Source organism: Microbacter sp. GSS18 (genome assembly GCA_029319145.1).
Taxonomy (GTDB): domain Bacteria; phylum Actinomycetota; class Actinomycetes; order Actinomycetales; family Microbacteriaceae; genus Microbacterium.
On sequence record CP119753.1, the window covers coordinates 1960525 to 1985075 of the forward strand.

21 protein-coding genes are annotated in these 24551 nt (G+C 69.6%); 11 read left to right on the forward strand and 10 right to left on the reverse strand.

All coding sequences use genetic code 11. The annotated features are described in order from the left end of the window. Positions 1-5: 5 nt before the first annotated feature. The 4 genes from P0L94_09195 to P0L94_09210 all read left to right on the forward strand — a co-directional run bounded on the left by P0L94_09195 (position 6) and on the right by P0L94_09210 (position 4371). Complete coding sequence (locus P0L94_09195; GenBank protein WES66239.1) at positions 6-1424, forward strand: NAD(P)/FAD-dependent oxidoreductase; 1419 nt, start codon at positions 6-8, stop codon at positions 1422-1424. Further along, positions 1421-2389 carry a bile acid:sodium symporter family protein gene (locus tag P0L94_09200; protein WES66240.1) on the forward strand — a complete coding sequence of 323 codons (969 nt, stop codon included), beginning with the start codon at positions 1421-1423 and terminating at the stop codon, positions 2387-2389. The genes P0L94_09195 and P0L94_09200 overlap by 4 nt, the downstream gene beginning before the upstream one ends. Next, positions 2386-3339: an SDR family oxidoreductase gene (locus P0L94_09205; protein ID WES66241.1), complete on the forward strand. Its 954-nt coding sequence runs from the start codon at positions 2386-2388 to the stop codon at positions 3337-3339. The genes P0L94_09200 and P0L94_09205 overlap by 4 nt, the downstream gene beginning before the upstream one ends. 222 nt (positions 3340-3561) lie before the next feature. After that, positions 3562-4371 carry a type IV toxin-antitoxin system AbiEi family antitoxin domain-containing protein gene (locus P0L94_09210; GenBank protein WES66242.1) on the forward strand — a complete coding sequence of 270 codons (810 nt, stop codon included), beginning with the start codon at positions 3562-3564 and terminating at the stop codon, positions 4369-4371. A gap of 127 nt (positions 4372-4498) precedes the next feature. On the opposite strand, the gene P0L94_09215 is transcribed toward P0L94_09210, so the two are convergent. The 8 genes from P0L94_09215 to P0L94_09250 form a co-directional block, all read right to left on the reverse strand. Continuing rightward, complete coding sequence (locus tag P0L94_09215) at positions 4499-5614, reverse strand: adenosine deaminase (GenBank protein ID WES66243.1); 1116 nt, start codon at positions 5612-5614, stop codon at positions 4499-4501. Positions 5615-5665: 51 nt separating this feature from the next. Beyond that, a complete protein-coding gene (locus tag P0L94_09220) occupies positions 5666-6958 on the reverse strand; it encodes a thymidine phosphorylase (protein WES66244.1) in 1293 nt (430 codons plus the stop codon). Further along, positions 6955-7392: a cytidine deaminase gene (locus tag P0L94_09225; GenBank protein ID WES66245.1), complete on the reverse strand. Its 438-nt coding sequence runs from the start codon at positions 7390-7392 to the stop codon at positions 6955-6957. Before P0L94_09225 ends, P0L94_09220 begins: the two co-directional genes overlap by 4 nt. A gap of 2 nt (positions 7393-7394) precedes the next feature. Continuing rightward, on the reverse strand, positions 7395-8678 hold the full coding sequence (locus P0L94_09230) for an ABC transporter permease (protein WES66246.1): 1284 nt from the start codon (positions 8676-8678) through the stop codon (positions 7395-7397). Next, positions 8675-9961 (reverse strand): ABC transporter permease, encoded by a 1287-nt coding sequence (locus P0L94_09235; protein ID WES66247.1) that lies wholly within the window; start codon positions 9959-9961, stop codon positions 8675-8677. Before P0L94_09235 ends, P0L94_09230 begins: the two co-directional genes overlap by 4 nt. Further along, a complete protein-coding gene (locus tag P0L94_09240) occupies positions 9958-11475 on the reverse strand; it encodes an ABC transporter ATP-binding protein (GenBank protein ID WES66248.1) in 1518 nt (505 codons plus the stop codon). Before P0L94_09240 ends, P0L94_09235 begins: the two co-directional genes overlap by 4 nt. Positions 11476-11599: 124 nt before the next feature. After that, positions 11600-12712 carry a BMP family ABC transporter substrate-binding protein gene (locus tag P0L94_09245; GenBank protein WES66249.1) on the reverse strand — a complete coding sequence of 371 codons (1113 nt, stop codon included), beginning with the start codon at positions 12710-12712 and terminating at the stop codon, positions 11600-11602. A 160-nt stretch (positions 12713-12872) separates the two neighbouring features. Beyond that, the gene (locus P0L94_09250; GenBank protein ID WES66250.1) at positions 12873-13988 is read right to left on the reverse strand and encodes a sugar phosphate nucleotidyltransferase; all 1116 of its coding nucleotides are present in this window, start codon (positions 13986-13988) and stop codon (positions 12873-12875) included. A 222-nt stretch (positions 13989-14210) separates the two neighbouring features. On the opposite strand from P0L94_09250, the gene sdhC reads away from it, so the two are divergent. Genes sdhC through P0L94_09285 form a run of 7 tightly spaced genes read left to right on the forward strand, consistent with a single transcriptional unit; the run spans position 14211 to position 21050 of the window. Further along, positions 14211-14645: a succinate dehydrogenase, cytochrome b556 subunit gene (gene sdhC, locus P0L94_09255; protein WES66251.1), complete on the forward strand. Its 435-nt coding sequence runs from the start codon at positions 14211-14213 to the stop codon at positions 14643-14645. After that, positions 14645-15094: a succinate dehydrogenase hydrophobic membrane anchor subunit gene (locus tag P0L94_09260; GenBank protein ID WES66252.1), complete on the forward strand. Its 450-nt coding sequence runs from the start codon at positions 14645-14647 to the stop codon at positions 15092-15094. The genes sdhC and P0L94_09260 overlap by 1 nt, the downstream gene beginning before the upstream one ends. Positions 15095-15130: 36 nt before the next feature. After that, on the forward strand, positions 15131-16957 hold the full coding sequence (gene sdhA / locus P0L94_09265; protein WES66253.1) for a succinate dehydrogenase flavoprotein subunit: 1827 nt from the start codon (positions 15131-15133) through the stop codon (positions 16955-16957). After that, positions 16957-17745: a succinate dehydrogenase iron-sulfur subunit gene (locus P0L94_09270; GenBank protein ID WES66254.1), complete on the forward strand. Its 789-nt coding sequence runs from the start codon at positions 16957-16959 to the stop codon at positions 17743-17745. Before sdhA ends, P0L94_09270 begins: the two co-directional genes overlap by 1 nt. Continuing rightward, the gene (locus P0L94_09275; protein ID WES66309.1) at positions 17670-18905 is read left to right on the forward strand and encodes an MFS transporter; all 1236 of its coding nucleotides are present in this window, start codon (positions 17670-17672) and stop codon (positions 18903-18905) included. The genes P0L94_09270 and P0L94_09275 overlap by 76 nt, the downstream gene beginning before the upstream one ends. A gap of 9 nt (positions 18906-18914) precedes the next feature. Next, positions 18915-20153, forward strand: a complete 1239-nt coding sequence (locus P0L94_09280) for a YihY/virulence factor BrkB family protein (protein ID WES66255.1) — start codon at positions 18915-18917, stop codon at positions 20151-20153. 36 nt (positions 20154-20189) lie between these two features. Further along, the gene (locus P0L94_09285) at positions 20190-21050 is read left to right on the forward strand and encodes an exodeoxyribonuclease III (protein ID WES66256.1); all 861 of its coding nucleotides are present in this window, start codon (positions 20190-20192) and stop codon (positions 21048-21050) included. Here P0L94_09285 and ppsA read toward each other — a convergent pair. Together ppsA and P0L94_09295 are read right to left on the reverse strand one after the other, a co-directional pair. After that, positions 21035-23425, reverse strand: coding sequence for a phosphoenolpyruvate synthase (gene ppsA / locus P0L94_09290; protein WES66257.1), 2391 nt, complete (start codon positions 23423-23425; stop codon positions 21035-21037). The genes P0L94_09285 and ppsA overlap by 16 nt on opposite strands. Positions 23426-23451: 26 nt before the next feature. Further along, positions 23452-24309, reverse strand: coding sequence for a kinase/pyrophosphorylase (locus P0L94_09295; protein ID WES66258.1), 858 nt, complete (start codon positions 24307-24309; stop codon positions 23452-23454). Positions 24310-24551: the final 242 nt, after the last annotated feature.

Below are 24551 nucleotides of genomic sequence, written 5' to 3' on the forward strand. Positions count from 1 at the left end.
GACGTATGGAGAGCCGTTTTGCCATCATCGGCGCGGGGCCGTCGGGACTGTCTGCGGCGCGCGCGCTGCAGAAGGCCGGGATCGCCTTCGACGGATTCGAGGCGTCGCAGGGCGTGGGCGGACTGTGGGACATCGACAACCCGCGGTCCACGATGTATGAGTCCGCGCACCTGATCTCGTCGCGCACCACGACCGAGTTCGCCGAGTTCCCCATGGACACCACGGCCGACTACCCCAGTCACCGGACGCTCATCCGGTACTTCCGCGACTTCGCGGATCACTTCGGGCTGACCGGGCGGTTCCGCTTCGACACGAAGGTGACCGCGCTCGATCCGGGCCCCGACGGCGGGTGGACGCTGCGGGCCTCGGGCCCGGGCGGCGAGCTCGAGCAGCGCTACGACGGCGTCATCCTCGCCAACGGCACGCTCGCCGAGCCGAACGTGCCGAGCTTCCGCGGCGAGTTCGCCGGCGAGCTCATGCACACCAGCCGGTACAAGCGCGCCACGCAGCTCACCGGCAAGCGCGTGCTGATCATCGGCGCGGGCAACTCCGGCTGCGACATCGCCGTCGACGCCGTCCACCACGCCGAGTCGGTCGACATGAGCGTGCGCCGCGGCTACTACTTCGTGCCGCGCTACCTGTTCGGCAAGCCCTCGGACACGCTCAACCAGGGCCGGCCGCTGCCCGCCCCGATCAAGCAGTTCATCGACAAGCGCGTGCTTCAGGCGTTCACCGGCGACCCGGTGCACTTCGGGTTCCCGAAGCCCGACTACAAGATCTACGAGTCCCACCCGATCGTGAACACGCTGATCCTGAACCACCTGGGACAGGGCGATCTCGGCATCCGCTCCGACATCGACCGGTTCGACGGGAACACCGTGCACTTCCGCGACGGCTCCTCCGGCGAGTACGACATGATCCTGCTCGCCACCGGCTACAAGCTCGACTACCCGTTCGTGGACAAGGCCCACCTGAACTGGACCGGCATGAGCCCGAACCTGTACCTCAACGCCTTCACGCCCGACTTCAACGGGCTCTACGTCATGGGCATGATCGAGGCGTCCGGCATCGGCTGGCAGGGCCGCTACGAGCAGGCCGAGCTCATCGCCGAATACATCGCGGCCCTCGAGCACCACCCCGAGCGCGCGGCGGCATTCCGCCGCCGCGTCGCCGAGGGCGACTGGCCCGACCTCACCGGCGGCTACAAGTACCTCGGGCTCGAGCGCATGTCGTACTACGTCAACAAGGACGCCTACCGCCGCGCGGTCCGCCACGCGACCGACGAGCTGCGCCGCGACGGGGACAGCGACGCCGAGGCAGGCACGACGCACGGCGGTCGCTTCGTATCGTGGCGGCGCGGACGCCGCGACCTCGAGATCACCCTGCGCGTGAATCCGCAGGAGAAGACGAAGGCACGGGCATGAATCCCGATGACGTCCTGCTGAACTTCAACCCCGGGTCGTTGCTGCTGCTGAACGTCGTCCTCGGGCTGATCATGTTCGGCATCGCGCTGGACACCACCATCGAGGACTTCAAGGTCGTCGCGCGCAAGCCCAAGCCGTTCCTCATCGCGATCCTCGCGCAGCTGGTCGTGCTGCCGGCGGTCACCTTCGGCCTGACGCTCATCCTGCCGGTCACCCCCTCGATGGCGCTCGGCATGATCCTGGTGGCCAGCTGCCCTCCGGGCAACATCTCGCAGGTGCTCACCCACCGCTCGGGCGGCAACGTCGCCCTGTCGGTGTCGATGACCGCCGTGGGCAACCTGCTGTACATCGTGATGCTGCCGCTGAACATCGCGTTCTGGGGATCGCTGCATCCGACCGCGCGCACGCTGCTCGAGACGGTCGAGCTCAACCCCTGGCAGATGTTGCTGGACATCTTCCTCATCATCGGGCTGCCGTTCCTGCTGGGGCTGGCGATCCGCGCACGCTTCCCCGCGTTCTCGAAGAAGACCCAGCCCTTCGTCCGCTGGTTCTCGCTGCTCGCCTTGTTCGGCTTCATCGTCGCCGCCCTCGTCGGCAACTGGAGCTACTTCATCGCGTTCCTCGGCATCATCCTGCTCGTCGTGACGATCCACGACGCCGTCGCCCTCGCGATCGGCTACGGCACCGCGGTGGTCGGCGGACTCGGAACGCGCGAGCGCAAGGCGATGACGTTCGAGGTCGGCATCCGCAACGCCGGCCTCGGGCTCGGCCTGGTGTTCGCCTTCTTCGGCGGACTCGGCGGCATGGCGATCGTCGCCGGCTGGTGGGGCATCTGGGACATCATCGCGGGTCTCGTCGTCGCCACGCTGTGGGGGCGTCACACGCGTCGCCGCACCGGGTCGGTCAAGGGCGACGCCAGCCGTCACGCCCTGAGCGGCGGTCGGAGCACGGAGGCAGGAGCATGACGCGCGTCCTCATCACCGGCGGCGCCGGATTCCTCGGCAGCCACGTCGCGGCCGCGCTGGCCGCGCGCGACGACGTCGACCTCGTGGTCGCCGGCGACGTGCGAGAGCCCGAGCATCCGGTCGAGGACGTCGTGTACGACCAGTGCGACGTCACCCTCGCCGAGAGCGTGGGCCCGGTCCTCGAGCGCCACGACATCGACGTGGTCGTCCACCTCGCCGCGATCGTCAACCCGGGCCGCGATCACGATATGGAGCGCCTCGTCGACGTCGAGGGCACGCGCCACGTGCTCGAGGCGTGCGTCGAGCACGGCGTGCGGCGCATCGTGGTGTCCTCGTCCGGCGCCGCGTACGGCTACCACCCCGACAATCCCGAGTGGCTGCGGGAGTCCGATCCGGTGCGCGGCAACGACGAGTTCCCGTATTCCAAGCACAAGCGGCTCGTCGAGCAGCTGCTGGGCGGCTACCGCGAGGCGCACCCCGAGCTCGAGCAGGTCGTGTTCCGCATCGGCACGATCCTCGGCCCGACCGTGCGCAATCAGATCACGGCGCTGTGGGACGGTCCGCGCATCCTGGCCATCCGCGGCTCGGACTCGCCGTTCGTGTTCGTGTGGGTCGACGACGTCGCCGGCGCCATGGCCCGTGCGGCCACCGACGGCCCCGCCGGCGTGTACAACGTCGCCGGCGACGGGCGCGTCACCGTGCACGAGCTGTCGGAGCGGCTGGGCAAACCCACCATCACGGTGCCGCCGGCGCTGCTGGCCGCGGCGCTGCGCATCGGTCGCGCGCTGCGCCTGACCGTGCACGGACCCGAGCAGGTCGGGTTCCTGCGCTACCGCCCCGTGCTCGCCAACGACGCGCTCAAGTCGCAGTTCGGGTACACACCCGCCAAGACGTCGGCCGAGGCCTTCGAGGCGTACCTGGAGACCCACCCCGGCGTCGCCCGCGTCTGAGCCGCCGACCGGCGCCGCGCTGTCGGCGGCGCAGAACTCCACGGATCCGGCTGCGGAACCGCAGAGATCGGCCCGGATCGGCCGTGGCGCGCGAAGATCCGTGGAGTTCTGCGACCCCGGGCCGGATCCTGCCGGTTCCTCCACAGGCGGGCGCCTCGGCCCGCTGTCCACCGACGTGCGGCTCGCGCGCCGCGCCACCGGAGAACAACGTTTCCTGGGGACATGTTCGCCCCCTCCACCCAGGCGCCGCTCATCCTTCCGGCGACGACGATGCGGCCGTCCGACCTCGCCGAGGAAGGGATCGACAGGCGCCAGGCGGCGCGGCTCGTCGACTGCGGCGAGCTGCTGCGCCTGCGGAAGGGCCGGTACGCCCGCGCCGACATCCACCCTGCGCTGTCCGACGCCGGACGGCTCGGCGGGAGGCTCGACTGCGTGTCGCTGCTCGCCGCGATCGGGGTGTTCGTGCGCCGCCGCCACGGACTGCACCTGCAGCTCACTCCGGGCACGACCCGTCTGCCCGCGCGGCCGGCGGACGCGGTCGTCCACTGGCGCGAGTCATGCGCCGCTCCGGCAGCCCTCGCGGCCGACCTCGTCGAGGCACTCGCCCAAGCCGTGCGGTGCCAGGAGCCGCGCGACGCCATTGCGACACTCGACAGCGCCTGGCATCACGGCCTCGTCGACGAGGCGGGCATCGCCTCGGTGTTCGCGCGCCTCCCCCGGCGCTACCACCCGTTGCGCGCGCTGCTCGACCGGCGTTCCGAGTCCGGCGCCGAGTCGATCATGCGCCTGATGCTGAGGTCGCTCGGCGCTTCGGTCGAGCTGCAGGTGGTGGTGCCCGGCGTCGGCCGCGTCGACGTCGTCGTCGATGGCTGGCTGATCATCGAATGCGACAGCCAGGCCCACCACGACGGCTGGGACGCGCACAAGCGCTACCGCCGACGCGACATCCACGCCGCCGAACTCGGCTACACCCGATCCGTCCGATCGCCGAAGACATCCTCTACCGGCGCGAGGCCGTCCTGGCGAGCCTGAAGCTGATCCTCTCGCACCGGCGCCCAGCCGTGCGGAACTCCACGGATCCGTGCGATCCGGGGCGCTCACGGTCGGCACCGACCGCTACCGGCTCGTGATCCGTGGAGTTCTGCGCGCGAAGACGCGGCTACCGGGCGAAGCCCTCGCCGATCAGCTCGATGAGCTCCTCGCGCTCCTCGACCGGCAGGAACGCTCCGGCGGCGGCGTTCAGCTGGAACACCTCGAGGTCGTCGAGGTCGTAGTCGAAGGTCGACGCGAGCAGCGCGAGTTCGCGCGTGAGCGACGTGCGGCTCATCGTGCGATTGTCGACGTTGACGGTCACGGCGAAGCCGAGCTGATACAGCAGGTCGAACGGATGGTCCTCGATGTTCTCACCCCACCGCGCGATCGCGCCGGTCTGCAGGTTCGACGACGGCGACAGCTCGAGCGGGATCTCGCGGTCGCGCACCCAGCGGGCCAAGTCGCCGAACTGCACGAAGACCTCTTCGCCCTCCCGGGAGACGATCTCGAGGTCCTCCGCGAGCCGGACCCCGTGTCCGAGGCGCAGCGCGCGGCCGTCGATGAGCGCCGAGCGGATGGAGTCGAGCCCGGCCGCCTCCCCGGCGTGCACCGTCGCGGGGAAGAACTGCGCTGCCAGGTAGTCGAACGCCTTGCGGTGCCGCGAGGGCGGGAAGCCGTCCTCGGGCCCGGCGATGTCGAACCCGACAGCACCGCGCGTCCGCCAGTCGACGGCGAGCTTGGCGATCTCCAGGGATCGGTCGGTGTGGCGCATGGCGGTGATCAGCTGACCCACGCGGATGTCGACGCCGTCGTCCGCGGCGGCGTCCTCGCCCTCCTCGATCCCCTCCTGCACGGCGTCCACGGCCTCCTCGAGCGTGAGACCGCCGCTCAGGTGCTGCTCGGGAGCCCAGCGGACCTCGCCGTAGATGACGCCGTCGGCGGCGAGGTCCTCGACGAACTCGCGCGCGATGCGCGTGAGTCCCTCGCGCGTCTGCATGACGCCCGTGGTGAGGTCGAACGTCTTGAGGTATTCCACGAGCGAGCCCGAGTCGCTCTTCTCGGCGAACCAGTCGGCGAGGTCGTCGGCGTCGTCCTCGGGGACGTCGAGACCCGCGTCATCGGCGAGGTCGATGATCGTCGCGGGTCGCACCGCGCCGTCGAGGTGGTCGTGGAGGGAGACTTTGGGAAGGCTCCGGATGGAGACCCCCTGCAGGACGGCGTCACCGTTCTGGTCGATGGCCATGTTGCGTTCTCCTCGGTCGGGTGCGGATGCGGGTGGGATGCGTCGAACGGCTCAGGCCGTGATGCGCTCGAGCACGAGCGGCGCGGCGTCGGGGGCGGCGGCCCCCACCTCCCACGCGCCCTCGAGGGCATCGAGCGCACGATCGAACCGGGCGGCATCCTCGCCGACCAGGGTGAACAGCGGCTGTCCGGCGGCGACCTCATCACCGGGCTTGACGTGCAGGTCGATGCCGGCAGCGTGCAGCACGGGATCCTCCGCGCGGGCGCGGCCCGCACCCAGCCGCCACGCGGCGACGCCGAAGGGCAGCGCCTCCATGCGCGTGACATATCCGGCGGCGGCCGCCGTGACCGTGTGCGACTCGTTCGGCTCGGGCAGCGCCGCGTCCGGGTCGCCGTCCTGGGCGCGGATCATCGCGCGCCACGTGTCCATCGCACGCCCGTCCGAGAGGGCCTGCTCGACGTCGGCGTCGGGGTGACCGGCGAGCGTCAGCATCTCGCGCGCGAGCGCGACGGTGAGCTCGACGACGTCCGCCGGTCCGCCTCCGGCGAGGACCTCGACCGACTCGCGCACCTCGTTGGCGTTGCCGATCGCGAGGCCCAGCGGCGTGTTCATGTCGGTCAGCAGCGCGGTGGTCGCAACGCCCGAATCGGTGCCGAGCGCGACCATCGTCCGCGCCAGCTCGCGAGCGCGGTCGACGTCCGTCATGAAGGCGCCCGAGCCGAACTTGACGTCGAGGACGAGCGAGTCGGTTCCCTCGGCGATCTTCTTCGACATGATGCTCGAGGCGATGAGCGGGATCGCCTCGACCGTGCCCGTGACGTCCCGCAGCGCGTAGAGCTTCTTGTCGGCCGGGGCGAGGCCGGACCCCGCCGCGCACACCACGGCGCCGACATCGCGCAGCTGCGCGAACAGCTCCTCGTTGGACAGCGCCGCCCGCCACCCGGGTATGGACTCCAGCTTGTCCAGCGTTCCGCCGGTGTGGCCGAGGCCCCGGCCCGACAGCTGGGGCACGGCGACGCCGAACGATGCGACCAGCGGCGCGAGGGGCAGCGTGATCTTGTCCCCCACGCCGCCGGTGGAATGCTTGTCGACCGTCGGCTTGCCGAGGCCTGCGAAGCTCATGCGCTCGCCCGAGGCGATCATGGCGTCGGTGAGCACGCGGATCTCGTCGCGCTCCATGCCGTTGAGGAGCACCGCCATGGCGAACGCCGACATCTGCGCGTCGGCGACGTAGCCGCGCGTGTACGCGTCGACCATCCAGCGCAGGGCCCCCTCGCCGACCGCTCCCCCATCGCGCTTGGTGCGGATGACGTCGACCGCGTCGTACGGCTCGACCGCGCTCATCGGGCCGCGTCCTCGAGGTCCTTGGGCCCGAACGCGTCGGGGAGCACTTCGTCGATCGTGCGGATGCCGGACACGGTCTCGAGCAGCATGCCGGGCATCGCGAATTCGTACAGCAGCTGCCGGCAGCGGCCGCACGGCATGATCGTCTCTTCGTGGCCGTTGACGCACACGAAGGCGACGAGCTCGCCGCCCCCCGACATCTGCAGGTCGCTGACCAGGCCGCACTCCGCGCACAGCCCCACGCCGTACGAGGCGTTCTCGACGTTGCAGCCGGTCACGATGCGGCCGTCGGAGACGAGCGCGGCCGCGCCGACCTTGTAGCGCGAGTACGGCGCGTAAGCACGGTGCATCGACTCGACGGCGACGGCGCGCAGCTCGTCCCAGTCGATGTCGTCGCTGGTTCCGACGCTGCCGCTCCTGTTGTTCTTCGCCATGGTCATCCCTTGATGTACGGTTTGCCGTCGGCGGCGGGGGCCCGCGACTTCCCGACGACACCGGCCACGACGAAGATCGTCACGAGGTACGGCAGCATCAGCATGAACTCGCTCGGCACGGGCGACCCGATGACGCTGAGCGAGTTCTGCAGGCTCGACGCGAAGCCGAACAGCAGCGCCGCCAGGGTCGCGCGGATGGGATCCCACTGCCCGAAGATCACCGCAGCCAGGGCGATGAAGCCGGCGCCCGCGGTCATCTCCTTGTTGAAGGCGATGCCGGCGCCGATCGTGTAGACGGTGCCGCCGAGCCCCGCGATCGAGCCGGCGAGGATGACGTTCCAGAACCGCGTCGGATTGACCCGGATGCCGACGGTGTCGGCCGCCTGCGGGTGCTCGCCGACGGCGCGCAGCCGCAGGCCCCACTTGGTGTGGAACATGCCGACGTACACCAGGGCGACGGCGATGTAGACGAGGTAGACGATGATCGTCTGGCGGAAGAACGCCGGCCCGATCACCGGGATCTCGCTGAGGATCGGGATGTTGATGCGCTCGAAGCGCGGCGGCGTGTTCAGCAGCTGGGCGTTGGGCCGCAGCACCTGTGAGTACAGGAAGCTGGTCAGGCCGATCACGAGGACGTTCAGCACGACGCCGACGATCACCTGCTCGGACAGGTACTTGATCGAGAATGCCGCCAGGATGAAGGCGACGAGCGCGCCCGAGACCATGGCCGCGATCAGACCGAACCACGGCGAGCCGGTGATGCTGGCGACGACGGCCGCGCTGAAGGCGCCCGAGAGCAGCTGGCCCTCGATGGCGATGTTGACCACGCCGGCGCGCTCGCCGATGACGCCGGCGAGTGCGCCGTAGATCAGCGGGATCGACAGGCCGACGGCACCGGCGACGAGGCCGACGATCGGCAGCTCGGCTCCGGCTGCCGCCCACGTCAGGAATCCGATGATGGCGACCAGGATGTAGACGATGATGAGCCACAGCGGCGTGCTGTCGCGGCGCGTCACCCACACGGCCGACAGCGCCGTGATGACGGCGAGCAGGATGGCCACGACGACGGTCGTGCCCACCACGGGCACGACGATCGTGGGGATCTGGATCGCGTCCGACCCGGACGAGAGCCGGAAGCCGGTCGATCCCGAGCGGGGCGCCGCTGTGATCAGCAGGATGTACAGCGCGGTGAACACGGTCAGCGCGATGGGCGCCTTCCACGAGCGCGCGACCGAGGTCTCGGGGGACTCCGGGGCGACAGCCCCGTCGGTTCGGGTCAGGGTCATGACGTCGCCTCCGCCTCGGCCTTGAGCTGCTTCTTCCGCGCCTTCTCACGCCGCCTCTTGTCGCGCTCGGGCGACGGCAGGAAGAAGATCGTGCGCACCAGCGGCGGGGCGGCGATGAACAGCACGATCAGCGCCTGGACCACCGTGACGATCTCGATGGGGATCTGCTGCGCAGCCTGCATCGAGAACCCGCCGGCCTTGAACGCGCCGAACAGGATGCCCGCGGCGAAGGTCCCCCACGGCGTGGACCGTCCCAAGAGGGCGACGGTGATGCCGTCGAAGCCGATGCCGGCGTCGATGTCGGCGCCGAAGCCGGTCGTGACGGTTCCCAGGACCTGTGCGACGCCGGCGAGGCCGACGAGTGCGCCGGCGATGAGCATGCCGTAGATGTACGTCCTCGGCACGTTGATGCCGGCCACGCGGGCCGCCTGGGGGTTCGCCCCCACCGCCCGGAAGCGGAAGCCGAGACTCGAGCGGCCGAGCAGCCACCACACGAAGACCGTCGCGAGGATGACGAGGATGAACCCGAAGTGCAGGTTGTACTGGTTGCCCAGCAGCTCGGGGAAGACCGCGGTGTCCTTCATGGGAGGCGTCTTGGGATTGTTCGACCCCGGCGCCTGCAGCAGCCCGGGCGTGCGCAGCATCCACGAGATCAGGTAGAAGGCCACGTAGTTGAGCATGATCGTGACGATCACCTCGTGCGCCCCGGTCCACGCCTTGAGCGCGCCGGCGATGCCCGCCCACAGGGCGCCCGCGAGCATGCCGACGGCGAGGGCAACCAGCATGTGGATGCCCCACGGCATGTCGAACGAGAAGGCGACCCAGCCGGCACCGGCCGAGGCCATGAGCATCTGTCCGCGACCACCGATGTTGAACATTCCGATGCGGAACGCCAGCGCGACGCCGAGGCCCGCCGCGATCAGCGGCGTGGCGAACGTCAGGGTCTCGGTGAGCGGGCGGATGCCGCGTGCGAAGCTCGGTGCTCCGAAGTTGTAGACGGCGCCCTGGAAGAGCGCGCTGTAGGCGCCGGCGACCGAGCTCCAGATCGCCGCGAAGGTGTCGCCGGGTCGTGAGAAGAAGTATCCGGCCGCCGCCTGGACGTCCTCGTCGGTGACGGCGATGAGGATGCCGCCCACCAGCAGGGCGAGGACGACCGCGAGCACCGAGATGATCGCGTTGCCCTGCGTGATCTGCAGGAAGGCCTTGTGCCAGCGCGACGGCTCGCCCGACTCCTCGAATCCGGGGCCGTCCGCTGTCGGGACGGTCGCCTGCTTGTCGGTCACGCGGCCGCTCCTTCGCTCGGGCGCTCGCCCGCCATCATGAGTCCGAGGTCGGCGCGCGAAGTGTCGCCGGGAACGATGCCGACGATGCGACCCCGGTACATGACGATGATGCGGTCGGCGAGGGCGCTGACCTCGTCGAGCTCGGTGGAGACCACGACGACCGGCACCCCGGCGTCGCGGGTCTCGATGATGCGCTTGTGGATGAACTCGATCGACCCGACGTCCACGCCGCGCGTGGGCTGGGCAGCCACCAGGAGCGACAGCTCGCGGCTCAGCTCTCGCGCGAGCACGACCTTCTGCTGGTTGCCGCCGGACAGCGTGCGCACCGGCGCGTCGATGCCCGGGGCGCGCACGTCGAACTCCTCGAACTTCTCCTGCGCGAACTCCTGGATGAGCCCCAGACGCAGGCTGCCGCCGCGTGCGAAGGGCGGTCCCACGGTGCGGTCGAGGATGAGGTTCTCGGCGACCGTCAGGGCGCCCACGAGGCCGTCCTCGGTGCGGTCCTCGGGGACGAACCCGACGCCGGCGTCGAGGATGCGTCGCACGCTCGAGCCGAGAAGTTCGTGCCCGTTCAGCGTGATCGATCCGGTGACGCGGTGCTCGAGTCCGAGGAGGGCGTCGGTGAGCTCGGTCTGCCCGTTGCCCTGCACGCCGGCGATCGCGACGACCTCGCCCGCCCGCACGTCGAAGCTGACGTCGTTGACGACGATGTGGTCGTTCGCGTCGACGACGGTGAGGTTCTCGACGACGAGCGCCTTGTCGCCGAGCTTCGGCTCGTCCTTCTCGACGGTCAGCTCGACCGCGCGACCGACCATGAGCTCGGCGAGCTCGGCGTTGGTGGCGCCCGGCGAGGCCTCGCCGACGACCTTGCCGAGCCGGATCACGGTGATGCGGTCCGCCACCTCGCGGACCTCGCGAAGCTTGTGGGTGATGAAGACGATCGAGGTGCCGGTCTCTTTGAGCTGGCGCATGATCTCCATGAGCTCGTCGGTCTCCTGCGGCGTGAGCACGGCGGTGGGCTCGTCGAAGACCAGCACGCGCGCATCGCGGGAGAGCGCCTTGATGATCTCGACCCGCTGCTGCACGCCGACCGGGAGGTCCTCGACGAGCGCGTCGGGGTCGATGTCGAAGCCGAACCGCGCCGCCGTCTCGCGCACATGGGCGCGGGCCTTCTCGAGGTCGAGCAGACCGCCGGCGCGCGTCTCCTCGTGGCCGAGCATGACGTTCTCGGCGACGGTGAAGACGGGGACGAGCATGAAGTGCTGGTGGACCATGCCGATGCCGGCCCGCATCGCGTCGCCGGGGCCCGCGAAGCGCTGCACGTGGTCGTCGAGCAGGATCTGCCCCTCGTCGGCCTGGTACAGCCCGTACAGCACGTTCATGAGGGTCGACTTGCCTGCGCCGTTCTCGCCGAGAAGGCAGTGGATCTCGCCGGGCTGGACGACCAGATCGATGCTGTCGTTGGCGACGAGGCTGCCGAACCGCTTGGTTATTCCGCGGAGCTCGAGCTTCATGGTTCCCGATCCTAGTGAGGGGTCTGGGCGGAAGATAGGCGCGCGTGCGCCGTGTCTTCCGCACGGGTGAGACGGCGATGGGGAGGCCGGAACGCCGGCCCCCCCATCGCGCTGCTGGGTCGGATCAGTCCAGGTAGGACTCGACCGTGATGGAGCCGTCGATGATGCCGGCGGCGATCGCGTCGAGCTCACCCTGCAGGTCGCCCGAGACCAGGTCCTCGAAGTCGTGGAACGGCGCCAGGCCGACGCCGCCGTTCTCGAGGGTGCCGATGAACGGGGTCGTGTCGAACTCGCCCATTCCGGCGTTGTACACGGCCTCCTCGACACCGACGTCGACCGCCTTGAGCACCGAGGTCAGCAGGAGCTCGGCGACGCTGGGGTCGGTCTCGTAGACGTCCGCGTCGACACCGAGCAGGGCGATGTCCTGGCCCGAGTCGCGGATGACGGCGGCGGCGCTCTGGTAGATCTCGCCACCGACGGGGAGCAGCACATCGGCCTGCTGGTCGACCAGACCCTGGGCCGCGTTGACCGCGTCCTGGTTCGGGACGAAGCCGCCCGTGAAGACGCCGTCCTGCGCCTCGCGGTCCCAGCCGAGGACGCTCACGCTGTCGCCCATCTGGTCGTTCCAGTACTCGACACCCTGCGCGAAGCCGTCCATGAAGATGGACACCGTCGGGAAGTTGCCGCCGCCGAAGGTTCCGACGACACCGCTGGTGCTGTACGACGCCGACGCGTAGCCCGCGAGGAACGCCGCCTCGGCGGTGTTGAAGATGACGGGCTTGATGTTGGGCTCGTCGGTCTCGCCGTCGAAGTCGAGGTCGACCGTGTCGTCGACCGAGACGAACTGCACCTCGGGGTTGGCGGCGGCCGCCTCGGCCGCGGCCGACGCGAGGTCGAAGCCCACCGTGATGATGAGCGAGCAGTTCTGGTCGAGCAGGCTCTGGATGTTCGGGGCGAAGTCGGCCGAGGTGGTCGAGCGCACGCCGATGAAGTCGACGCCGAGGTCGCCGGCGGCGCGCTCGAGGCCCTCGTAGGCGAGCTGGTTGAAGGACTTGTCCTCGAAGCCGCCGGGGCTCGCGCCCGAGACGACGCAGGGCAGGAAGCCTTCGACCGCGGTGCCCGCGGCCTCGGTCTCGGTGGTCTCCTCCGGCGGCGCCGCGCAGCCCGCGAGGGCGACGGCCGTGGTCACGGCGATGAGGCCGGCCAGCAGGCTCTTTCGGGTCGTAATGGTGGTCACTGTGCCTCCACGTGCAAGCGACCCGCGGACCTCGCGGGTGCGCATCGAAGTTACCCCGCGTGACGCCGCGCTTGTCGTTGCGGAGCCGCTGTGCGCGCGAATGGTTACAAAGCCGCAATCAACCGACACACGGCGGCCACAGAATGCGCGATCGGCTCGATCAGAGCACGTCGCCGCGTCCGGTGAGCTTGAGGGCGTCCACGACGCCCTTGACACGCTGCGCGTGCTCGCTGGTGGTGACCAGCAGCGCGTCGGCGGTGTCGACCACGACGATGTCCTTGACGCCGACGAGGCTGATGACGCGGTTGGTCTGGCTCACCACGATGCCGCTGGCGGCGTCGGCGAGGATGCGCGCGTTCTCGCCCAGGATCGCCAGGTCGTTCTTGCGCCCGTGCGAGTTGAGCTTGGCGAGGCTGGCGAAGTCGCCCACGTCGTCCCAGTCGAAGTGGCCGGGGATCACCGCGAGCCGGCCCTTCGCGGCGGCCGGCTCGGCGACCGAGTAGTCGATCGCGATCTTCTTCAGCGTCGGCCACACCCGGTCGACCACCGGACCGCGCGCCTCGCGGTCGTCCCACGCCTCGGCCAGGTCCATCAGACCTGCGTACAGGTGGGGCTCCTGCTCGGCGATCTCGCCGAGGATCACGTCGGCCCGCGCGATGAACATGCCTGCGTTCCACAGGTAGGACCGGTCGGCGAAGTACTCCTTGGCGGTCTCGAAGTCGGGCTTCTCGACGAAGCTGTCCACGAGCGCCGCCTCGGGCGCGCCCTCGATCACCATGCCGTCGCTCTTCTTGATGTAGCCGAATCCGATCGACGGCTCGGACGGCTGGATGCCGATCGTGCAGATGTACCCCTCGCGCGCGACCGCCGCGGCCTGGCGCACCGCCCACTCGAACAGGTGGGGCACGCGGATGACGTGGTCGGCGGCGAACGAGCCGATGATCACGTCCGGCTCGCGCCGGGAGAGGATCGCGGCGGCGAGCCCGATCGCGGCCGTCGAGTCCCGCGGCTCGGATTCGAGGAAGACGTTGTGGTCGGGGATGCCGGGCAGCTCCTTCTCGACGGCGGCCCGGTGGGCGCGCCCGGTCACGACCGCGATGCGCTCGGGGCCGGCCAGGGGCTCCAGGCGATCCCACGTGTCGCGCAGCAGCGTCTGCCCCGAACCGGTCAGGTCGTGCAGGAACTTGGGGGCGTCCGCGCGCGACAGCGGCCACAGCCGGCTGCCGATCCCGCCGGCGGGGATGATCGCGTAGAAGTCTTCGATGGGGTCGGCCATGCTGACAGGCTAGCCGGATGCCGCACACGCGCCGAGGCGGGCCGGTCTCGGCATCCGATCTCTCGACGTCGAGATAGTTAGGTGAACCTAATCGGCGCGGTGCCGCCGGACGGGAATAGGATGTCCGCAACGCCCGCGCGTCGCCGGCGAACGGAGCGGTTCGGTCCACGACCCGCACCAGGCGTCGCGTCGCCCACCAGTTCGACCCCAGGGAGGACGACCGTGTCTGCACCAGCACGCGTCACACCGGCGGTATCCGAGACCACGTCCAAGACGCCGCGCGGAACGCTCTACCGCGGACACGAGGGCATGTGGTCCTGGGTGCTGCACCGCATCACCGGCATCGCGATCTTCTTCTTCCTGCTGGTCCACGTGCTCGACACGGCACTCATCCGCGTCTCCCCCGAGGCCTACAACGCGGTGATCGGCACCTACAAGAACCCGATCATGGGCGTCGGCGAGGTCGCGCTCGTGGGTGCGATCGCGTACCACGCCTACAACGGGCTGCGCATCATCCTGGTGGACATGTGGTCGTGGGCGACCCGCCACCAGCGCCAGCTGTGGTGGGGCGTGCTGGGCCTGTGGGTCGTGACGATGGCCGGCTTCACGCCGCGGCATCTCATCAACGTCTTCGCAGAGATCGGAGGGGGGCACTGATGGCCGCCATCGCCGAACCCCGCGCACCTCACTCCCCCGCGCGACGCAAGGGCCCGAACCTCGAGAAGTGGGGCTGGATCTACATGCGCGCGTCCGGCGTGCTGCTGGTCGTGCTCATCTTCGGGCACCTCTTCGTCAACCTGATGGTGGGCGACGGCATCAAGGCCATCGACTTCGGCTTCGTCGCCGGCAAGCTCGCCTCGCCGTTCTGGCAGTGGTGGGACGTGCTGATGCTGTGGCTCGCGCTGATCCACGGCGGCAACGGCATGCGCACGATCGTGAACGACTACGTCACCCACAGCGGCACCCGCAAGGTCCTCGTGGGCGCGGTGTGGGTGGCCGCAGGCTTCCTCATCGTCCTGGGCACGCTCGTCGTCTTCACCTTCGACCCGTGCCTGGGCTTCGACCCGGCGACGGCATCCGACATCATCATCGAACTGTGCGCGTAGGCGCCAGACCGAACCTCGCAGCGGAGAGCATCTTCAGTGAGCACTGACACCACCGACAGCTACGTCAAGGACGGCGTCCACTACCACCAGTTCGACGTCGTGATCGTCGGCGCCGGCGGCGCCGGGATGCGCGCGGCCATCGAAGCCGGCCCCGGCGCCAAGACCGCCGTCATCTCGAAGCTCTACCCCACGCGGTCCCACACCGGCGCGGCGCAGGGCGGCATGGCCGCGGCCCTCGCCAACGTCGAGGAGGACTCGTGGGAGTGGCACACCTTCGACACCGTCAAGGGCGGTGACTACCTCGTCGACCAGGACGCCGCAGAGATCCTCGCCAAGGAGGCCATCGACGCCGTCATCGACCTCGAGAACATGGGCCTGCCGTTCAACCGCACGCCGGAGGGCAAGATCGACCAGCGCCGCTTCGGGGGCCACACCGCCGACCACGGCAAGTCGCCCGTGCGCCGCGCGTGCTACGCGGCCGACCGCACCGGCCACATGATCCTGCAGACGCTGTTCCAGAACTGCGTCAAGCTCGGCATCAACTTCTTCAACGAGTTCTACGTGCTCGACCTGATCACGGTGAAGGACGAGGCGGGCAAGACCGGTGTCGCCGGCGTCGTCGCGTACGAGCTGGCCACCGGCGACCTGCACGTCTTCCACTCCAAGGCGGTCGTGTTCGCCACCGGCGGCTTCGGCAAGATCTTCAAGACGACCTCGAACGCGCACACCCTCACCGGCGACGGCGTGGGCATCGTGTGGCGCAAGGGCCTGCCGCTGGAGGACATGGAGTTCTTCCAGTTCCACCCGACCGGTCTCGCGGGCCTGGGCATCCTCCTCACCGAGGGCGCGCGCGGCGAGGGCGCGATCCTGCGCAACGTCTCGGGCGAGCGCTTCATGGAGCGGTACGCCCCCACGATCAAGGACCTCGCGCCTCGCGACATCGTCAGCCGCTGCATGGTGCAGGAGGTCGCCGAGGGCCGCGGCGCGGGCCCGCACAAGGACTACGTGCTGCTGGACTGCACGCACCTGGGCGCCGAGGTCCTCGAGACGAAGCTCCCCGACATCACCGAATTCGCCCGCACCTACCTGGGCGTTGACCCGGTGGTCGAGCCCGTCCCGGTCATGCCGACGGCGCACTACGCGATGGGCGGCATCCCCACCAACGTCAAGTCCGAGGTGCTCGCCGACAACGACACGGTCGTCCCCGGCCTCTACGCCGCCGGCGAGTGCGCGTGCGTCTCGGTCCACGGCTCGAACCGCCTGGGCACCAACTCGCTGCTGGACATCAACGTCTTCGGCAAGCGCGCCGGCCAGAACGCCGTCGAGTACGTCAAGACCGCCGAGCTCATGCCCCTCCCCGAGGACCCCGCCAAGGAGGTCCGCGACATGATCGAGGGCCTGCGGTCGAACCAGGGCACCGAGCGCATCGCGGTCCTGCGCAAGAAGCTGCAGGAGGACATGGACTTCAAGGCCCAGGTGTTCCGCACCGAGGAGTCGCTCGGCGAGGTGCTCGACACCATCGAGGAGCTGCGCGCGCGGTACCGGAACATCCACGTCGACGACAAGGGCAAGCGGTACAACACCGACCTGCTCGAGGCCGTCGAGCTCGGCTTCCTGCTCGACATCGCCGAGGTGGTCGTCGTCACCGCCCGCAACCGCAAGGAGAGCCGCGGCGGTCACATGCGCGACGACTTCCCCAAGCGCGACGACGAGAACTACATGCAGCACACCATGGCGTACCTCAGCGGCGACCCCCACTCGTCGCACCCGGACGACCACATCCGTCTGGACTGGAAGCCCGTCGTCTTCACCAAGAACGAGGCCGGCGAGTTGCGCTACCCGCCGCTGGAGAGGAAGTACTGATGTCGACCGTCGTCGAGACAGCGGACACCGCACAGACTCCGGACTCGGAGGCCGTCAACGACACCGGCATCCAGTCGTTCCTGGTCACCTTCATCGTGCGTCGCTTCGACCCCGAGGTCGACGAGGAGCCGCGCTGGGTCGACTACGACGTGGAGCTGTACTCCACCGACCGCGTGCTCGACGCGCTGCACAAGATCAAGTGGGAGGTCGACGGGTCGCTGAGCTTCCGCCGGTCCTGCGCCCACGGCATCTGCGGCTCGGACGCGATGCGCATCAACGGCCGCAACCGCCTGGCCTGCAAGACGCTCATCAAGGACCTCGACATCTCCAAGCCGATCTACGTCGAGGCGATCAAGGGTCTGCCGCTGGAGAAGGACCTCATCGTCGACATGGAGCCGTTCTTCGCCTCCTACCGCGAGGTGCAGCCGTTCCTGATCGCGAGTTCGACGCCGGAGCCCGGCAAGGAGCGCGTGCAGTCGATCGTCGACCGTGAGGTCTTCGACGACACCACCAAGTGCATCCTGTGCGCCGCGTGCACCTCGTCGTGCCCGGTGTTCTGGACCGACGGGCAGTACTTCGGCCCCGCGGCGATCGTCAACGCCCACCGGTTCATCTTCGACTCGCGCGACGACGCCGGCGACGTTCGTCTGGACATCCTCAATGACAAGGAGGGCGTGTGGCGCTGCCGCACGACCTTCAACTGCACCGAGGCGTGCCCCCGCGGCATCGAGGTCACCAAGGCCATCGCCGAGGTGAAGCAGGCCGTCATCCGGGGCGGCGGACGCTGAACCGGGCGGCGGTCACCGCCGCCTACGCGGCCCAGGGCCTCGGCTACGCCGTGGTCGTGACGTCGCTGCCGGCGCTCAAGGAGCGCCAATCGGTCGACGACATCGTCGTCACCGCGATCGTGCTGGGCGTGGCGCTGTTCGCCGCGGCTGGATCGGTGATCGCCAACGCCGTCGCGGTGCGGTCCGGCAGCCGGACCGCTCTCGTGCTGGGCCTCGCGCTGCAGGGCCTGGCACTGCCGCTGATCGCCGTGCCCACGCCGTTCCCGGTCTTCGTCGCGGCCTTCGCCGTGTTCGGCACGGGCCTGGGCTGCGTCGACGCCGCATCGGCGATGCAGGGCGTCGCCGTCCAACGCGCCGCCGGCCGCCCGCTGCTGGGCGGGTTCTTCGCCGCCCTCACGGCCGCGGCCATCGCCGGCGCGCTCCTGGTGTCGGCCGTGGCCGCCACGGCCACCGCCACCGGCATCGCGCTCGTCGTCGCGGGCGCGATCGCCCTGCTGATCGCGGGATTCGGCATCCGGGGGTTCGCGCGGGACGTGCCCGTCGACGAAGCCCTGCCGCGCGCCGAGCGCGGGATCCTGCCGCGCGGCGCCATCTGGACCTTCGGCCTCGTGATCCTCGCCGCGTTCGTCGTGGACTCGGCCGTGAGCACGTGGAGCGCCGTCTACCTCCAGGACGGCCTCGCCGCGGCGGCCTGGCTCGCCCCCCTCGGCTACGCCGCCTATCAAGGGCTCGTCCTGGTCGCGCGCCTGGTCACCGACCGGCTTCTTCCCCGCTTCGGACGGGCTCGCCTGGTGGCCGTCGCCGTGACGGCGTCGGCGGTGGGCTGCAGTGCGGTCGCCCTCGTCCCATCCGCCGCCGTCGCCGTGGCCGGCTTCGCGCTCGCAGGCCTGGCGACCGGCATCCTCGTGCCCGTCGCGTTCGGCGCGGCCGGGGACGCCGCTCCGCTCCACGCCGACCAGGTGATCGCACGCGTCAACATCTTCAACTACGCCGGGGCGATCCTCGGCGCCGTCGGCGTGGGAGTCCTCGCGGAAGGAACGGGCCTGGGACCGGCTTTCGTGGTCCCGGCGGCCGTGCTGCTGATCGCGCTGGTCTCGCTCCCCCGCTTCCGACGCGCCGCTGTGGAAAGCACCGTGCGCGCGGCATCCGCTCCTCGATAGTCTGGCGCGGTGGCAGCGAAGGGCGGACGCGAGCGGCACAAGCAGGCGCGCGGCGCCGCCGACGCCGCGGCGCTCGAGGAGCAGACGCTCCGCCATCGGTGGGAGCTGACGCAGGAGTCCCTCAAGGAGCGTTTCGACCAGCCCATCGAGCGCGCCACGGCGATCACGCGGGTCACGCTCGGGTGGTTCCCCGTCCGGGTGTGGCGGCACTTCCTGCAGCACAACGGGTTCCTCCTGGCGGCCGGCGTGAGCTATCAGGCCCTGTTCGCCGCCTTCGCTGCGATCTACGTCGCCTTCGCCATCGCGGGCATCTGGCTGGGCGGCAGCGATGAGGCCATCGACGGGCTCATCGCCTTCATCAACAGCTACATCCCGGGGCTCATCGCCCCCGAGGGCGGCGTCTTCACCCCGGATCAGGTGGAGGCGGTCGCGGACTCGACCACCGGCGTGCTCGGGATCACCGGTGTGATCGCCCTCGGCACCCTGATCTGGACCGCGATCGGATCGATCACGTTCGCGCGACGCGCGGTTCGCGACATCTTCGGCATCCCGCCGGACCGGCGCAACTACCTGCTCCTGAAGTCGACCGACTTCCTCGCCGCGGGCGCGTTCGGCACCGCACTGCTGCTCGGCTGGGGCCTCACCTCGGCCGGCACGTTCGCGCTGAACTGGGTCTTCAGCCTGTTCGACTGGAGCAGGAGCTCGATCTGGTACAACGTGGCGGGCGCCCTCATCGCGTTCGCGCTGCTGATCGCCCTGAACACGGCCGTGATCGGGAGCCTCGTGAAGTTCCTCACCGGGACGGCGCTGCGGTGGCGCCAGATCTGGCCGGGGGCGATGCTCGGGGGCTTCGCGACCGCGCTCCTCCAGATCGGCGCGGGCATCGCGCTGGCCTACACGCCGACGAACGTGCTGTTGGCCACGTTCGCGGTCTTCATCGGACTGCTGCTGTGGTTCCGGCTGGTCGGGATCGTGCTGCTCGTGGCGGCGTCGTGGATGGCGGTGTCCGCCGGCGACGCCGACATGCCCATCCTGAAGCAGTCCGAGGCCGATCGCCTCATCACCGAGCACCGGGCGCTGCTCGTGGCCGCCCGCGTCCGCCTGCGCACCGCGCAGGAGGCCGCTGAGCACGCCCCCTGGTACCGCCGCTGGCAGGCCAAGAGGGCCGTGCGCGAAGCCGAGACCGAGCTCGACCAGGTCGAGGCGGCGAAGCCGCCGGAGCCGAAGAAGGCATCGCTGTTCGAGTGAGCGGGGACGTCGGCGGCCGCGGTTAGGCTGTCGGTCGTGCCTTCACGACTTCGCATCGCCTCCATCAATGTCAACGGCATCCGCGCCGCGGTGCGCAAGGGCATGATCGAGTGGCTCGACGACGCCGACCTCGACATCATGGCGCTGCAGGAGGTCCGCGCCACCCAGGAGCAGCTGGCCGAGGCTCTGCCGGGCTGGCACATCGTCAGCCATGAGGCGACGGCGAAGGGCCGCGCTGGCGTGGCGATCGCGAGTCGGATGCCGGCGGGCGACGTGCGCACGACGCTGCGCGGGGACGACGCGGGCCTCGAACCGCTCGACACGGCGGGACGCTGGATCGAGGCCGACTTCACCGTCGGGGGCGAACGGCTCACCGTCGTGAGCGCTTACGTCCACACCGGCGAGGCAGACACTCCCAAGCAGGATCCCAAGTGGGCCTTCCTCGACGCGATGGAGGCACGACTCCCCCGACTCGAGCAGCACGCGCCGCTCGCGCTCGTGATGGGCGATCTCAATGTCGGGCACCGCGAACTCGACATCCGCAACTGGCGGGGCAACCGCAAGAAGTCCGGCTTCCTGCCGCGCGAGCGCGCCTACTTCGACCGGTTCTTCGGCGACGCCGGCGCCGACATCGCGTGCGTCGACGGCACCACGGGGACGGGCCTGGGTTGGGTGGACGTCGGTCGCCGGATCGCCGGCGACGTCGACGGTCCGTACACGTGGTGGTCGATGCGCGGGCGTGCGTTCGACAACGACACCGGCTGGCGCATCGACTACCACGTCGCGGCGCCCGCGCTCGCCGAGCGTGTGACCGACTACCGGGTGCACCGCGCGGACGCGTGGGACACCCGGTGGAGCGATCACGCCCCCGTCGTCGCGGACTACGCCGTCGGCTGAAGCGCCGCCTTGCGGGCGAGCGCGAGCCACGTCTCCACGACGGTGTCGGGGTTCAGCGACATCGACTCGATGCCCTGGTCCAGCAGCCACTCGGCGAGATCGGGGTGATCCGACGGCCCCTGGCCGCAGATCCCGATGTACTTGCCGCGACGCTTGCACGCGCTGATCGCCATCTCGAGGACCTTCAGGACCGCCGGATTGCGCTCGTCGAACGTCGATGCCACCAGCGACGAATCCCGGTCGAGCCCCAGCACGAGCTGGGTCATGTCGTTCGAGCCGATCGAGAACCCGTCGAAGTGGTCGAGGAACTCGTCCGCCAGCAGGGCGTTCGAAGGCAGCTCGCACATCATCACGACTTCGAGCCCGTTCTCGCCGCGGCGCAGGCCGTTCTCGGCGAGCAGCTCCACAACTCCGGCGCCCTCGGCCACCGTCCGCACGAACGGCACCATGATCTTCACGTTCGTCAGGCCCATGTCGTCACGCACGCGCTTCATGGCGGCGCACTCCATCTCGAAGCACTCCCGGAAGTCCGGGGCGACGTAGCGCGACGCGCCGCGCCACCCGAGCATCGGGTTCTCCTCTTCGGGCTCGTAGCGGCTGCCGCCGATCAGGTTGGCGTACTCGTTCGACTTGAAGTCGCTCATCCGCACGATCACGGGCTCGGGGGCGAAGGCCGCCGCGATCATCGACACGCCTTCGGCGACGCGGTCGATGAAGTACTCGCGCGGCGACGGGTAGGAGGCGATGCGCTGGTCGATCTCGGCGCGCAGGTCCGCCGGCAGTGTGTCGTGCTCGAGCAGCGCACGCGGGTGGATGCCGATCTGTCGGTTGATGATGAACTCCAGCCGCGCCAGTCCCACGCCGCGGTTGGGAAGCTTCGAGAACGAGAACGCCTGGTCGGGCGTGCCCACGTTCATCATCAGCTTCACCGGGATCTCGGGCATCTGGTCGAGGTGGGTCTCCTCCTCCTCGAAGTCGAGCAGCCCGTCGTAGACCAGGCCGTCGTCGCCCTCTGCGCACGAGACCGTGACCGCGGTGCCGTCATGCAGGGCACGTGTGGCGCTGCCCGTGCCGACCACTGCGGGAATGCCGAGCTCGCGCGCGATGATCGCGGCGTGGCACGTGCGCCCACCGCGGTCGGTCACGATCGCCGCCGCCTTCTTCATGATCGGCTCCCAGTCGGGGTCGGTCATGTCTGCCACCAGCACGTCGCCCGTCTGGAACTGCGTCATCTGATCGAGGCTCGTCAGCACGCGCACCTTCCCGGCCCCGATCTTCTGACCGATCGCGCGACCGGCGACCAGCACGTCGCCCCCCTCACGCAGGACGAAGCGACGCATGACGTTGCCGTCCGCGCGGGAGACCACCGTCTCAGGGCGCGCCTGCACCACGAACAGCTCGCCGGTCACGCCGTCCTTGGCCCACTCGATGTCCATCGGGCGACCGTAGTGCTCCTCGATGGTGAGCGCCTGCCGCGCCAGCTCCTCGACATCGGCGTCGGTGATGCAGAAGTGCTGCCGATCCTCCTCGGGCACGTCCTCGAACGCGGTCGATCCGCCGACGTTGACACCCGCGGTGTAGCGCATCGCGACCGCCTTCTCCCCGACCTGACGCTTCAGGATGGCCGGGCGCCCGGCGCGCAGCGCGGGCTTGTAGACGTAGAACTCGTCCGGGTTGACCGCTCCCTGCACGACGGCCTCGCCGAGCCCGTACGACCCGGTCACGAAGACGGCCCGGTCGAAGCCCGACTCGGTGTCGACGGTGAACATGACACCCGACGCGCCGACGTCGGAGCGCACCATGCGCTGCACGCCCGCTGAGAGGAAGACGTCGTGATGCTCGAACCCGTGGTGGGCGCGGTAGTCGATCGCGCGGTCGTTGTAGAGCGACGCGAACACCGCCCGCACGGCGTGGAGGATGTTGTCGATGCCACCGATGTTGAGGAACGTCTCCTGCTGCCCGGCGAAAGAGGCGTCGGGGAGGTCCTCCGCCGTCGCGCTGGAGCGCACGGCCCAGGTCACGCCCTCGGGGTCGGGGTCGTCCGCCACGATCTTCGCGTAGGCATCACGCAGGTCCTGCTCGAGGTCCGGCGGGAACGGCTGCTCCTCGATCCACGCGCGCACGTCGGCGCCGACACGGGCGAGCTCGGTGACGTCGTCCATGTCCAGTGACTCGACGGCGGACTTGATGCGCTGCATGAGGCCGTCGTGGGACAGGAATCGTCGATATGCGTCAGCGGTCGTCGCGAATCCGCCGGGCACCTTCACGCCCGCCTCCGACAGGTGCGAGACCATCTCGCCGAGCGACGCGTTCTTGCCGCCCACCTGAGGAAGATCGGCCATGCCGATGTCCTGGAACCACAGAATGTTGCTCATTCGTTCGAACCTCTCTCGGACTCGGGTCACGCACGCAGCTTCATGGTCTGCATGATGACCGCGGACATCTCCTCGACGCTCTTCGTCGACGAGTTCAGGAACGGCACGCGGTTGCGCCGATACAGGTCTTCGGCACGCCGCAGTTCGAGCGTGCACTGCTCGAGGCTGGAGTATCGCGAGCTGGGACGGCGTTCGTGGCGCACCTGGCTCAACCGCAGCGGCGTGGTCGTGAGGCCGAAGCAGCGCTCGGCGTACGGCGCCACCATCTTCGGCAGCGAATCCGTCGGGAAGTCGTCGTCGGTGAGCGGGTAGTTCGCCACCAGCAGCCCGTACTGCAGCGCCAGGTACATCGTGGTCGGGGTCTTGCCGCAGCGGGAGGGCGCCACGATGATGATGTCCGCGATGTCGAGCGCGCGCATGCTCTGACCGTCGTCGTGCTCGATGGCGTATTCGACGGCGCGCATGCGCGCCTGGTAGCGCTGCATGTCGCCGACGCCGTGGTACTGCCCCATCTGCTCCGAGGCATCCGCTCCGAGCGCCTCTTCGAGCTCGGTGAGGTGGCCGGCCAGCAGATCGATCATGACCGCGCGCGCCTCGGAGAGGATCGCGCGCAGCTGCGCCTGCTTGACCGTCGTGAAGACCACCGGCGCGAGACCGGCGTCGGCCGCGCGGTCGATCTCGGCGACGACGTTGCGGGCGCCGGCCTCGGTGTCGATGAACGGGATCGTCCGGTGCTCGAAGTGGATCGCCGGGAAGTTCACCAGCAGAGCGCTGCCGAGCGTCTCGGCGGTGATCCCGGTGCTGTCGGAGACGAAGTACGCGGCGCGGGTTCCCGCCACCGTGGGGATGGCCCCTGTCGCGATGGGGACGTTGGGATCGATCACCGGCTCTCCCTTCTGGGGACGAGTCAAGAACTGCGGTGAACTCACCATACGCACCCTTCACGGGGACCTTCCGGCCAAATCCGAGTGAAACTTCTCACGTTCTTGCCCTCTGCGAAGATCCGGCATCTGCGCCGCCGTCGCTCGCGCGTGCGGCGCCGCACATGCTCGCCCCTCCAGGATGTCGCCCCCGACCGCGATCCGCCAGGGACCTTCGGCCCGGCGACGCCCGTCGCACGGCGCGG